This window comes from Mesorhizobium sp. WSM4828, assembly GCF_055811175.1.
The window spans coordinates 37,782-49,244 of the sequence record NZ_JBVVQK010000011.1 but is presented as its reverse complement, the minus strand read 5'-3'; the positions used below and the strand labels follow the sequence as shown (position 1 = coordinate 49,244).

The window sequence follows — 11,463 nt, the reverse complement described above, 5'->3', positions numbered from 1 at the left end:
GCCTTCTCAGACTGGCTTGAACCGGAAATGCCCTGTCTGCCTGAAGGCAAACAAAGTGTCCTCTTCCCTGGCGCCGCCGCCGATATTGTGAATGACCAGCCTTCTTGTCGGCACCAAAGTGGAGCGATTGGACGACACGATGGCAATATGTGACAGGTTGCCGGGCAGCATCTGGGCGACGAGATCCCCAGGTCGATAGTCGGCGGGGTCTTGGCTGACGGGCAAGGCAGCACCGCGCCGCTCGAAATAGACCGCAAGATTGGGCACACGGCGGTGGTCGATGTTGCGGTCGGGCGCTTTCAGGCCCCAAGCCTTCGGATAGGCGGCAAAATTGGCCCGCATATCCTCATGCACCAATTCTTGCAGATCGACATCGAAGGCGCGGCGATAGGCACGGATCACGACATCCGTGCACACACCCCGCTTGGGCTCAACGTCCCCGCCCGGATAGGCCAAGCGTGTATAGGTCGGATCGTAGAGCGTGGTGACGCCGATCTGCTCACGGGCAGCTTCGACCAATTTGGTGCCCCAGTCCGGCATGACGGGCTTTTCCTGCGCCATGGCGAGCGGCATCGCCAGGCACAAAAGACCAAACTGCAGTGCGGCTCGACGGGTAATCGCGGTCATGCCAAGCCTCCGGGCATTACTGAATCCAGGCATTCTTCTGGGCGAATACGCCTTTTTCGTGCAACGCCAGGATGTCGCGGTTCTGGCTCTGTCCGAATACGTCGTGGGGCGTGGTAAATATGACAGCATGGTCGTGGTCGAAGCTGCGCACAGGCGCAAGCTATCGCCGATTTGGGCTGAAGCCGGAATCAGCGGTATGCTAAACAAACGGTTAACCCCAAGCGCGGTAGCTTTCTGAACGATAGGCAGGCGGAGTTTCGGAGGGATGACGGGCGCAAGTTGGAAGCTGACGCGGGCCGCCGCGCTGCTCGGCGCCCTGCTACTGTGCGGCATTGCCGTCACTCAGGCGCAGGCCGCTCCGCGCCTCTGCCGCCAGCTTGAAGCCGATCTTGCCGCCACTTCTCGTGGTGGCGGCGGCAAACCGGCCTTGCTCAGGAAATATGACGACGCGATCGTCCGGCAGCGCCAGCAGATTTCAAAGGCCGTCAGCCGGTCCAGCAGCGCCGGCTGCGGCTTTTCGCTGTCTCGCCGCAACGCCAACACATGCGCAGCACTCGACGCCACCATCAATCGCATGGCAGCCAATCTCGACGCCCTGCAGGCCAAGCGCGCCGATCTTGCCGGCGGTGGTTCGCGACGCGATCGGGCGCGCATATTGACCTTGCTTGATGCCAATGGCTGCCGCGATGATGCGGCGGCGCGGACGCCCGCGCCGGTCCGTGAAGCCGGCCGTGAAAACGGCAACCGAAACCTGCTCGACCAGCTTTTGGGCAGCCAGCCCGAAGAGCCCGACCAGGCTGAAGAACTAAGTCAGCCGCGCAACATCCGCACCGTGCTCAACAACGCCGATGAGTTGGGCCAGCCGCGAGGCGAATTCCGCACTATGTGCGTGCGGACCTGCGACGGCTATTTCTTCCCGATGTCGAATGCTGCCTCGCTGGGCGATTTCGAGCGCGATCAGAAGAATTGCGAATCGAGCTGCCCCGGCACCGAGATGCAGGTTTTCTACACGCGCAGCATGAACGGCGATTCGGCATCCATGACGTCTTCGGTGACCGGCAGGCCTTATATCGAACTGCCGACCGCCTACTTCTACAAGCAGTCCGACATGCCGCGGCCGCCGGCCTGCGGCTGCAACGCCGCGCAGAATTTCGAAATCATCGCCGGCAACCCGCCCCCGCCCAGCCCGGAACAATCCGAAGCGAACGTGGGGGCCACTCCGTTCATTCCGCTGCCGGTTGCCAGGCCTGATGCGGGCGCCGACCCGGAGACCTTGGCCAATTCGGAGGGCGGCCAAGACCGCGAGGCGATCAGACGGCTTGCCGCCATACCTGTGCCCTCGCCGACATCGTTGCCGCCGCCTGAGCAGCGCAAGGTCAGGGTCGTCGGGCCAACGTTCCTTCCCGACCCAGCAGCGGCAACAGATCTGCAAGTTCCGGACCCGAAGGCTGTCCCGTAAGCGCCAGCCTGAGCGGCATGAACAGGGCCTTGCCCTTACGGCCGCTCGCCGCTCGGATCTTGCCGGTCCAGTCCTTCCAGACCGTGCCGTTCCAAGGCTCTTCCGGCAGCAACTCGAATGCCTGGCGAAGAAAGTCGCGGTCCTCTTCGGAAAACTCCGCCGGCTCCTCTGGACCGTCTCGAAGCGTACGCCACCAGATCGCCGCATCGGCCAGCCTGTCGAGATTGCCGCGCACCGCCAGCCAGAAAGGCTCGGCCTGCTCGCCGGAGATGCCGAGCACGATCAGCCGGTCGCGCGCCTCGGAAAACGGCATGTGGTGCAGCAGCGTGCGGTTGAGCACGAAGAGCTCGTCCGGATCGAATTTGGCGGCGGATTTCGATGTTGCCGCCGGATCGAAGCGCTCGGCAAGTTCAGCCATCGTCGGCACCGCCACGACGTTTTCCGAGGTACCGACGAGCACCGCCAGCGAAGCGACCGCCATTGGCTCGATGCCGCTCTCGCGCAGGCTCTGGATGGACAGCGCGCCGGTGCGCTTCGAAAGCCCCTCGCCCGATGCTGTTGTCAGAAGATTGTGGTGGCCGAACACCGGCGGCTCCACGCCAAGCGCCCGGAACAGGGCTATCTGGACGCCGGTATTGGTGACGTGGTCGTCGCCACGAATGACATGGCTGACGCCCATCTCGATGTCGTCGACAACCGAAGGCAATGTATAGAGGTAGGTGCCATCCTCGCGCCGCAGAACCGGATCTGAAAGCGAGGCGAGGTCGACGGTCTCCTCGCCGCGCACCAGGTCGTTCCAGTGGATTTCGGTGCGCTCCGGCTGCAGCGGATCGCTGCTGAAGTTGGGCAGCAGAAAGCGCCAGTGCGGCCGCCGACCATCGGCCTCATATTCTGCGACCTGCTCGGGTGCCAGCGTCAGCGCCTCGCGGCCATAGACTGGCGGCAGGCCACGCGTGCGGCGCACCTTGCGCCTCAGGTCGAGCTCTTCAGGCGTCTCATAGCACGCATAGACGAGGCGGGCCTCCTTCAGCCTCTCCAGTGCGGCATCGTAGATTTCGACGCGCCGCGACTGATACTCCGTGGCATCGGGGAAGATGCCCAACCAATGCAGGTCGTAAAGGATGGCGTCGGAAAATTCCTGCGTCGAACGGGCGACGTCGGTGTCGTCGAAGCGCTGGATAAAGCGGCCTTTGTTCTTGATGGCGAACAGCCAATTGAACAAAGCGGTGCGCGCATTGCCGATATGGATGCGGCCGGTCGGTGACGGGGCGAAACGGACGGTAACTGTCATGAGCGGGGCGTACCGGATGGTTTTGCTGTTGACAAGACGCGCCCCCGCGCTCGGCGGCAGACATAGAACATGACAAAGGCGAAGAAAAGACTGCAGCGCCGCACGCCTATCATGACGCGCGGCACCGCAACCGTCAGATCACCATGCCTTTGGTCAGTTCAAGCGCCTGGCGTTCGAACAGCCGGCGGTAGATGCCGCCTTGCAGCCGGATTAGCTGGTCATGCGAGCCCTCTTCCACGATGCGGCCGCGATCGAACACCAAAAGCCTGTCCAGCGCCCGCACCGTCGACAGCCGGTGGGCAATGACCAGCGTCGTGCGGCCGACCATCAAGCGCTCCATCGCCTGCTGGATCAGCACCTCCGATTCCGAATCGAGGCTCGACGTTGCCTCGTCGAGGATGAGAATGCGCGCATCGGCAAGGAAGGCGCGTGCGATTGCGACCCGCTGACGCTCACCACCCGATAGCTTTACGCCACGCTCGCCGACCAGCGTGCCATAGCCTTTCGGCAAATTGGCGATGAAGTCATGCGCGCTGGCCAACCGCGCCGCGTGCTCGATCTCGGCCTGCGTGGCGGCCGGCCGGGCATAGGCGATGTTTTCGGCCAGCGACCGGTGGAACAGGATCGGCTCCTGCTGGACGATTGCGATCTGTGCGCGCAGCGACGCCTGCGCGACATCGGCAATGTCCTGATCGTCGATCAGGATATTTCCGGCAGTCACGTCATAGAGGCGCTGGATCAGCTTGACGAACGTCGTTTTGCCGGAGCCCGAATGGCCAACCAGCCCAACACGGTCGCCCGGCGCGATATCCACCGAAAAGTTGCGATAGAGCGGCAAGCGGTGGCTGCCATAATGGAACGTGACATTGTCGAAGGTGATACGGCCATCGGTGATCCGGATCGGTTTGGCGCCGGGCCGATCCTCGATGCCGAGCGGTTCGGACTGGAAGTCGACCAGTTCCTCCATGTCGTTGATCGAGCGCTGCAGATTGCGGATATGCGTGCCGATGTCGCGCAGATAGCCTTGCAGCACGAAGAATGAGGTCAGCACGAAGGCGATGTCGCCGGCGCTCGCCTGTCCCCACGACCACAACAGCAGGGAGAATCCGATGACCGCTGCTCTCAAAAGCAGCAGCATCGTGCCTTGCGTGGTGCCATTGACGGTGCCGCGCACCCAGGTGCGCCGCGTGCGGCCGCGCCATTTGGCGACGACCTCGGCAAGCCGTGTCTCCTCGCGTTCCTCGGCGCCAAAACCCTTGACCACGGCATTGCAGCTCACCGCATCGGCCAGCGAGCCGCCAAGCCGTGTGTCCCACGCATTGGCAAGCCTTGCCGCGGGCGCGACATAGCCAAGCGACAGCATCGTCGTCACCGCGATGAACAGAACCGAACCGGTGGCGACGACAGCACCCATAAGCGGCCAGAACCAGCCGAGCAGCAGCGTCGAGCCGACGAGCATGACGACCGATGGCAGCAGCGCGATCAGGATCGTGTCGTTGAGCAGGTCGAGCGCCCACATGCCGCGCGTTATCTTGCGCACCGTCGATCCGGCGAAGCTGTTGGCGTGCCAGTCGGTGGAGAAGCGCTGGACGCGGTGGAAGGCGTCGGCGGCGATATCCGCCATCATCTTCAACGTCAGCTCGACAATGGCCATGAAGGCGAGATTGCGCAGCACGACACCGGTGAGCGCCAGGGCCACCAGCATCGAAAAGGCAGCTGTCGCCGCGTTCCACGCAACATCGTCGGCCGCAGCACTGCTGGCGACGGCATCGACCAGCCGGCCGGAATAGAGCGGCGTCAGCACGTCGGCCAAGGTCGACAGCAGGAACGTGCCCATAATGCCGGCAAGCCGCCACGGCTGACGCCGCCAATGGCTGAGCGTGAAGCCAAGAACGCTGCGGAAGGCGCCCGCGCGCAAATCTATTCGAAAACGAGCCATGATGTCATTCGGGCGCAAACGAGCCCGATCCCACGAAAGTAGAAATTGAAAAAACCGCGTTGGCGCCGTTTGGCGCCCGGAGATGCGGAGGTTCGGCGTATTTGGCGGCCCTGTAGAGGGGCGGCGACCGGCAGCGGCGAAATACCTGCCTTGGTTCAGCCTTGCCGCGAGGCTATCTCGCGGCGCACTGACCAAGACCTAGGCTTCGCGGCCTCGCATAACGATGTCAAATCCTGGCATTCGGTTCCTCCTGAAGGGGAATCGCGGAGAGGCGTTTATAGAGACGCCTCAACGCCGCGCCAAGTCAGTAGATAGCCGAAAGCGCATCTGGTCCAACCAGTGCGGCGATTTTGCAACAACAGCCGGTTGTGTGAGGCCTCTGTTCAAATTGCCGGGATACGGTCGAGGCGCATATAGCGGCCGTCCGTGGAAGGCCTGAAGCCGAGCTTCTCGTACATGGAGTGTGCGTCGTTGGTCGACAGGCTCCAATGCGTGACAGTCTTGCAATCCGGATGACCGATAAGCGCCTGGACAAGCCGGGTTCCGATGCCTTGCCCGCGATTCCCAGGCCAGACAATGATGTCGGCGAGATAGGCAAATACCGTACGGTCGGTGATTGCCCGGCCGAAGCCGACCTGATTGCCGGTGACATAGGCGCCGACGCAAAGCGAGTTGGAAAAGGCGCGGCGATGCAATTCGTCGCTGCGGCCACTGCCCCAATAGCTCGCCTTCAACATGTCGGATGTCGCCCGGAAGTCGATCCGCGATAGGTCGAAGCTGATTTCAAAGTTGGCCATGGCTAAACCGTTACGCAGGCCAATCGCTTACCCGCCATCCCTGAACCGGTTGGTGATGGGATAGCGGCGGTCGCGGCCAAAGTTCTTCCTGGTGATCTTCACGCCGGGTGCCGCCTGCCGGCGCTTGTATTCGGCGACGTAAAGCAGGTGCTCGACGCGGGCCACCGTCGCCCGGTCATGGCCGCGGGCAATGATCTCATCGACGCCCATCTCGTTCTCGACCAGACACTCCAATATGTCATCGAGCACTGGATAGGGCGGCAGCGAATCCTGGTCGGTCTGGTTCTCACGGAGCTCTGCCGAGGGCGCCTTGTCGATGATATTGTTCGGGATTACCTCGCCGGACGGACCGAGTGCGCCCGGCGGCACATGCGCGTTGCGCCAGCGCGACAACGCATAGACCTGCATCTTGTAAAGATCCTTGATCGGATTGAAGCCGCCATTCATGTCGCCGTAGAGCGTAGCGTAGCCGACCGACATCTCGCTCTTGTTGCCGGTGGTGACGACCATCGAGCCGAACTTATTGGAAATTGCCATCAGGACAGTGCCGCGTGCACGGCTCTGCAGGTTCTCCTCGGTAATGCCTTCCTTGGTGCCTTCGAAAAGCTGCGTCAGCGCGTGCAGGAAACCTTCGACCGGCTCGAAAATCGGCACGATATCGTAGCGGCAGCCGAGCGCGCGGGCGCAGTCCTCGGCATCCTTCAGCGAGTCCTTAGAAGTGTAGCGGTAAGGCATCATCACGGCGCGCAGCCGTTCCTCGCCGAGCGCATCGACGGCAAGTGCCGCGCAGATCGCCGAATCGATGCCGCCGGAAAGGCCAAGCACAACATTCTTGAAGCCGTTCTTGTTGACGTAGTCGCGCAGGCCCAACATGCAGGCGCGATAGTCGGCCTCTTCCTTTTCAGGGATTTTCGACATCGGTCCGTCAGAGCAGACCCAGATGTCATTCTTTCGCTTCCAGGTGGTGACGTTGACCGTCTCCTCGAACTGGCTCATCTGGAAGGCCAGCGTCTTGTCAGCGCCTATGGCAAACGATGCGCCATCGAAGACCAACTCGTCCTGGCCGCCAAGCTGGTTGGCATAGATAATCGGCAGTCCGCATTCGATGACCTGACGGATGACGATCTGGTGGCGGACATCGACCTTGCCGCGATAATAGGGCGAGCCGTTCGGGACCAGCAGGATTTCCGCGCCGCTTTCGGCCAGCGTCTCGCAGACGGCAACCTCGCCCCAGATATCTTCGCAGATCGGCACTCCCACGCGCACGCCGCGGAAATTGACCGGCCCCTGGATCTCGGGGCCGGCCTGGAAGACGCGCTTCTCGTCGAACTCACCGTAATTCGGCAGATCGAGCTTGTAGCGTTCGGCAAGGATCTTGCCGCCATCGGCAAAGATGATCGAATTGTGGGTGCCGGTCTTGCGCTTCAACGGCGTGCCGATAATGAAACCCGGGCCGCCGTCGGCGGTATCGCCGGCGAAATCCTCCGCCGCCCGCTCGCAGGCCTTCAGGAAGGCGGGCTTCAGCACCAGATCCTCAGGCGGATAGCCGGAAAGGAAAAGCTCGGTAAACAGCACGAGGTCGGCGCCTTGGCGGGCGGCATCCGCCCTCGCCTCGCGTGCCTTGGCAAGATTGCCGGCGACGTCGCCGACCGTCGGATTGAGCTGGGCGACGGCGATGCGCAATATGTCTGGAGCGGTCTTGTCTGTCATGCCCGTGGGTTTAGCGCGGCAAAATTCGTCGGGCAATGGCGTTCGTTTGGACCAAACAGTCGATCCTATTCGCCCATATATTCGCGCAAGGCTTCCGGCGGATGGTTCTCGCCGATCGACATTGCCAGAATGCGCGAAATGTGTCGGCGCGGCAGCCCGGTTTCCGCCGCCCAGGCGTTGATCTGCGCCTGGATCCTGCCCAGATCCTTCTTCGACGTTGGGCTCTGCGCAATGTCGAGCCCGGCGTCGCGCAGCGCTGCCGCCATGTCGGCCGAGACGATGAAGGCGTCCCACTCCAGCCAGCGCAGAAAATACTGGCCAGTATTGCCGCCGAGCCGGCTGCCGTGCGTGCCGAGATAGGCCATCAATCCGACCTGGTCATCCGCCGGCCAATTGGCGAGGAACTTGCCGAAGCTGCCATGCTCCTTCGACACGCGCTCGACGAAGGCTGCGTTGTCGCGTACGGACTTGATCTTCTGCGGATTGCGCACGATGCGCTTGTCAGCCGTGAGATCGTGCCAGAAATCGTCAGGCTGGAACAGCAGCCGCTTCGGTTCGAAGCCAAGAAATGCTTCCTCGAAACCCGGCCATTTCTGCTCGATGACGCGCCAGACAAAGCCGGCGGCAAAGACCCGCTCGGCCATGGTCGACAGGATGCGGTCGTCGGTAATGCTTGCCACCGCGGCATTGTCAGGCATAGGACCCAGCAGCGACGTCAGCGCTGCCTCACCGCCTTTGCGTTTCGCTGCACGGGCGCGAATTTTCCGAAAATCCACCATTGTTTCCTGCCCCATCGCGTCAATCTACCACTTCCCGTTTGAACCGGCAGCTTCTACCTCTATCGCTGACGACGGAGGTGACGATGAACAAAACGATCGAGGATCTGGCAAGCCGCTGGCTGAAGCGAAAGCCGGACGGCCTCAGCGCGCTCGAAAGCCGGGTGCTGCAATCTACGCTCGAGCGCACCACGATCTCCAAGGACACCAACAAGGCCGTCGCCTTTCACCAGACGTTTGGAGATCGCCTGGCCGACACCATCGCCCGGATCGGCGGCTCGTGGTCCTTCATCCTGGCATTCATTGGCTTCCTGATCCTGTGGACGGCAGGCAATGTCTGGCTCTTGTCGCGCGCTGCCTTCGATCCCTATCCCTTCATCTTCCTCAATCTCGTGCTTTCCATGGTCGCCGCCCTGCAAGCGCCAGTGATCATGATGGCGCAGAACCGCCAGACGGAGCGCGATCGAATCGACGCCGCCCACGACTATGAGGTTAATCTCAAGGCCGAGATCGAGATTATGGCGTTACACGAGAAGCTCGATGAACTGCGCCACAGCCAGATCATCGGCATGAGAGACGAGATCGCCCGGCTGACCGAGCAGGTGAAGCGCATCGACGACATTCTGTCGAAGCAGCGAACGTCTTCATGACGGAAGTCATCCATCGTCTCATTGAGCAATATGGATTGGTCGCGGTTTTTCTGGGCTGCGTCGCCGAGGGCGAAAGCGCCGCAATTCTTGGCGGTTTTTTCGCACATCAGCATGTCTTCGTCCCGTGGCAGGCGTTTCTCGCCGCCGCGCTCGGCGCCTTCGGTGGCGACACGTTCTTCTTCATCTTGGGACGGAGCTTCGCCGATCATAAATTCGTGATCAGGCTCCGAGCCCGGCCGGGCTTCAGCCACGCCTACCGCCTTGTCACCTCTCATCCCAACATTTTCGTGCTGTCGAACCGCTACATCTATGGCCTGCGACTGGTCGGCGGAATCGCTGCCGGGCTGTCGGGCATCGCCGCGGCGCGCTTCATCATCCTCAACGCCATCTCGTCGGTAGTCTGGGCGGCACTGTTCTGCACTGTCGGTTATGTCTTCGGGCTGGGCGCGGAGCACATCGTCGGCCAGGCGCTGGCCCGCCACGAGCGGTTGCTGATCGCTCTGGCAATCGGCCTCGTTGTGGCCATCCTCGGCTGGCTCGCCGCCCATATCGTCGCCAAGAAGGAACTCCACAAGGGAAGCTGATCGTCAATCAATGCCGAGCGCGCGATCACCCTTCTCGAGGATCAGCGGAATGATCAGGTCTTCCTCGTCGGCAAGATGCCGGGTTAACATGGCGATCAGCCGGCTGTTCTCGTCAGCATAGGCATCGGCGGCGAAACGCTGTTTGTCTTCGCTCTCCTGAAGCGTGCGGATGAAGGCATTTGCCGCCTGGGCATTGCGCTCCAATCCCTCATGGATTGTATGGTGATCGGCATCGAGAATCTCGAAACCGCGCTTCAGACGGGTCTCGGCCCTGGCGAAGACCGGGAAATAATGATGGTCCTCGACATTGTGGTGGCCGTCGAGATTGCCGAGGAAATGGTTGAGGCGCGGCGCGAACCAGCGCGCGAATTCCGGCGCGTTCAGCCTACCTTCTCGATAATCGCCGATACCATTGGTGAGCATGCCGCCAAGCTCGCGGAACATGTCGTGCCGCTGCAGCCACATATTGGCCATGCCGTGGATGTTGGCATGCGCCTGCCAGACCTCGCGCGGATATTTTTCCACCAGCCAGCGCAGATCGTCCGGCAGGCCCTCACGTTCGAGCAGCAGAAATCCGGCGGTATCGGCCATATCGGTTTCCTCAGACCATGAGCCCGAGAAGTGGTACCGGTTTTCGGAAAAGGTCCTGGTCAAAACGAGAAATGCAGTGACGGAATGTAGTGCCTGATAGGTCAGATCGGTACCCCGAGGATCCGCTCGATGACGGCGACGCCCCAGACGCCGGCAGCGATCACCACCGAAATCAGCACTGCCAGCGAACCGCAATCCTTGGCCAGTTGGATATCGATGTTGAATTCACGGCTGAACGCGTCGCATGCCGCCTCGATGCCGGTGTTCAGCACCTCGATCATGATCATAAGCAGCACGGCGCCGATCAGCAGCGCATAGCCGCGCCACGATTCCGAAAGGAACCAGCCGAGCGGCACGGCAAGCACAAGCAGCGTCAGCTCCAGCTGGAAGGCCTCCTCGCTGGAGGCCAGTTTGCGAAACGCCCGCACCGAATTGTAAAAAGCGTCGATCAGCCGCTGCATGCCAAAACCCTTCGGAATCACCGGCAGGGGATTAGCGCAATGGCTGGACCAAGGGAATAAGGCGACCTCTTCAAAAATCAGTCGCCTGCCACCTTGATCGACGGCGTCGACTTCTCGAACTGCGGCAGCCCGTCATCGAGGGCGTAATAGTCGCCCTTGTCGCCGACGAAGATATGGCATTCTCCTTGGAGCCCGGTTGGCGCGTCGAACAGGCCTGCCATGACCGAAACATAGCCATCGTCGCTCGGCTTCCAGAACAGCAGAGAGCCGCATCGCTTGCAGAAGCCGCGCCTGGCGAACGAAGAAGCCTCGTACCAGGTGATGCCCTCCGCGCCGGTGATTATGATGTCGCGGTCGGCAACATTGGTCGCCGCATAGAAATGCCCGCTCTGCTTCCGGCACTGCGAGCAATGGCAGTAGATGACACCGCGCAGCGGTCCTCGTGTCTGGAACCGCACTGCCCCGCACAAGCATGATCCCGTGTGACTGTCAGCCATGTCGGCCTCCCGATACAATTGCCATCGCTTGGCAGGATTCCAGTTTTGTGCGCGTTAGGCACGAGCAAATGCGACACCGGC

13 protein-coding genes are annotated in these 11,463 nt (G+C 61.8%); 4 read left to right on the top strand and 9 right to left on the bottom strand.

Annotation, left to right across the window (positions count from 1 at the left end; genetic code table 11):
- Positions 1 to 6: 6 nt before the first annotated feature.
- Positions 7 to 627: a DUF1287 domain-containing protein gene (locus AC0L2X_RS14775; protein WP_473559718.1), complete on the bottom strand. Its 621-nt coding sequence runs from the start codon at positions 625 to 627 to the stop codon at positions 7 to 9.
- Here AC0L2X_RS14775 and AC0L2X_RS14770 point away from each other — a divergent pair.
- Both AC0L2X_RS14770 and AC0L2X_RS14765 read left to right on the top strand, forming a co-directional pair.
- Positions 626 to 865, top strand: coding sequence for a hypothetical protein (locus tag AC0L2X_RS14770; protein ID WP_352491621.1), 240 nt, complete (start codon positions 626 to 628; stop codon positions 863 to 865). The genes AC0L2X_RS14775 and AC0L2X_RS14770 overlap by 2 nt on opposite strands.
- Positions 866 to 892: 27 nt before the next feature.
- Positions 893 to 2,086, top strand: a complete 1,194-nt coding sequence (locus AC0L2X_RS14765) for a DUF2865 domain-containing protein (protein WP_473559716.1) — start codon at positions 893 to 895, stop codon at positions 2,084 to 2,086.
- On the opposite strand, the gene gltX is transcribed toward AC0L2X_RS14765, so the two are convergent.
- From gltX to AC0L2X_RS14740, 5 genes are all read right to left on the bottom strand, one after another.
- Entirely contained in the window at positions 2,004 to 3,377 is a 1,374-nt protein-coding gene (gltX, locus tag AC0L2X_RS14760) for a glutamate--tRNA ligase (protein ID WP_473559714.1), read from the bottom strand. The genes AC0L2X_RS14765 and gltX overlap by 83 nt on opposite strands.
- A gap of 133 nt (positions 3,378 to 3,510) precedes the next feature.
- Positions 3,511 to 5,316, bottom strand: coding sequence for an ABC transporter ATP-binding protein (locus tag AC0L2X_RS14755; RefSeq protein WP_473559712.1), 1,806 nt, complete (start codon positions 5,314 to 5,316; stop codon positions 3,511 to 3,513).
- A 383-nt stretch (positions 5,317 to 5,699) separates the two neighbouring features.
- Complete coding sequence (locus tag AC0L2X_RS14750) at positions 5,700 to 6,113, bottom strand: GNAT family N-acetyltransferase (RefSeq protein WP_473559711.1); 414 nt, start codon at positions 6,111 to 6,113, stop codon at positions 5,700 to 5,702.
- 27 nt (positions 6,114 to 6,140) lie between these two features.
- Positions 6,141 to 7,823 (bottom strand): NAD+ synthase, encoded by a 1,683-nt coding sequence (locus tag AC0L2X_RS14745; RefSeq protein WP_473559709.1) that lies wholly within the window; start codon positions 7,821 to 7,823, stop codon positions 6,141 to 6,143.
- A gap of 65 nt (positions 7,824 to 7,888) precedes the next feature.
- Positions 7,889 to 8,602: a DNA-3-methyladenine glycosylase I gene (locus AC0L2X_RS14740; RefSeq protein WP_473559707.1), complete on the bottom strand. Its 714-nt coding sequence runs from the start codon at positions 8,600 to 8,602 to the stop codon at positions 7,889 to 7,891.
- 83 nt (positions 8,603 to 8,685) lie between these two features.
- On the opposite strand from AC0L2X_RS14740, the gene AC0L2X_RS14735 reads away from it, so the two are divergent.
- Positions 8,686 to 9,249, top strand: a complete 564-nt coding sequence (locus AC0L2X_RS14735) for a DUF1003 domain-containing protein (protein ID WP_473559705.1) — start codon at positions 8,686 to 8,688, stop codon at positions 9,247 to 9,249.
- On the top strand, positions 9,246 to 9,833 hold the full coding sequence (locus AC0L2X_RS14730) for a DedA family protein (protein WP_376704302.1): 588 nt from the start codon (positions 9,246 to 9,248) through the stop codon (positions 9,831 to 9,833). Before AC0L2X_RS14735 ends, AC0L2X_RS14730 begins: the two co-directional genes overlap by 4 nt.
- A 3-nt stretch (positions 9,834 to 9,836) precedes the next feature.
- Here AC0L2X_RS14730 and AC0L2X_RS14725 read toward each other — a convergent pair whose 3' ends face one another.
- The 3 genes from AC0L2X_RS14725 to AC0L2X_RS14715 form a co-directional block, all read right to left on the bottom strand.
- Complete coding sequence (locus AC0L2X_RS14725; protein ID WP_473559703.1) at positions 9,837 to 10,424, bottom strand: hemerythrin domain-containing protein; 588 nt, start codon at positions 10,422 to 10,424, stop codon at positions 9,837 to 9,839.
- A 101-nt stretch (positions 10,425 to 10,525) separates the two neighbouring features.
- Entirely contained in the window at positions 10,526 to 10,885 is a 360-nt protein-coding gene (locus AC0L2X_RS14720; RefSeq protein WP_473559701.1) for a diacylglycerol kinase, read from the bottom strand.
- 77 nt (positions 10,886 to 10,962) lie between these two features.
- The gene (locus AC0L2X_RS14715; RefSeq protein ID WP_473559699.1) at positions 10,963 to 11,382 is read right to left on the bottom strand and encodes a GFA family protein; all 420 of its coding nucleotides are present in this window, start codon (positions 11,380 to 11,382) and stop codon (positions 10,963 to 10,965) included.
- Positions 11,383 to 11,463: the final 81 nt, after the last annotated feature.

Bases quoted from the DNA above. Each gene is read 5' to 3' on its own strand.
- AC0L2X_RS14715 (WP_473559699.1), bottom strand. From the start codon at position 11,382: ATGGCTGACAGTCACACGGGATCATGCTTGTGCGGGGCAGTGCGGTTC.
- AC0L2X_RS14740 (WP_473559707.1), bottom strand. From the start codon at position 8,602: ATGGTGGATTTTCGGAAAATTCGCGCCCGTGCAGCGAAACGCAAAGGC.
- AC0L2X_RS14720 (WP_473559701.1), bottom strand. From the start codon at position 10,885: ATGCAGCGGCTGATCGACGCTTTTTACAATTCGGTGCGGGCGTTTCGC.
- AC0L2X_RS14745 (WP_473559709.1), bottom strand. From the start codon at position 7,823: ATGACAGACAAGACCGCTCCAGACATATTGCGCATCGCCGTCGCCCAG.
- AC0L2X_RS14735 (WP_473559705.1), top strand. From the start codon at position 8,686: ATGAACAAAACGATCGAGGATCTGGCAAGCCGCTGGCTGAAGCGAAAG.
- AC0L2X_RS14725 (WP_473559703.1), bottom strand. From the start codon at position 10,424: ATGGCCGATACCGCCGGATTTCTGCTGCTCGAACGTGAGGGCCTGCCG.
- gltX (WP_473559714.1), bottom strand. From the start codon at position 3,377: ATGACAGTTACCGTCCGTTTCGCCCCGTCACCGACCGGCCGCATCCAT.
- AC0L2X_RS14750 (WP_473559711.1), bottom strand. From the start codon at position 6,113: ATGGCCAACTTTGAAATCAGCTTCGACCTATCGCGGATCGACTTCCGG.
- AC0L2X_RS14765 (WP_473559716.1), top strand. From the start codon at position 893: ATGACGGGCGCAAGTTGGAAGCTGACGCGGGCCGCCGCGCTGCTCGGC.
- AC0L2X_RS14770 (WP_352491621.1), top strand. From the start codon at position 626: ATGCCAAGCCTCCGGGCATTACTGAATCCAGGCATTCTTCTGGGCGAA.
- AC0L2X_RS14775 (WP_473559718.1), bottom strand. From the start codon at position 627: ATGACCGCGATTACCCGTCGAGCCGCACTGCAGTTTGGTCTTTTGTGC.
- AC0L2X_RS14755 (WP_473559712.1), bottom strand. From the start codon at position 5,316: ATGGCTCGTTTTCGAATAGATTTGCGCGCGGGCGCCTTCCGCAGCGTT.
- AC0L2X_RS14730 (WP_376704302.1), top strand. From the start codon at position 9,246: ATGACGGAAGTCATCCATCGTCTCATTGAGCAATATGGATTGGTCGCG.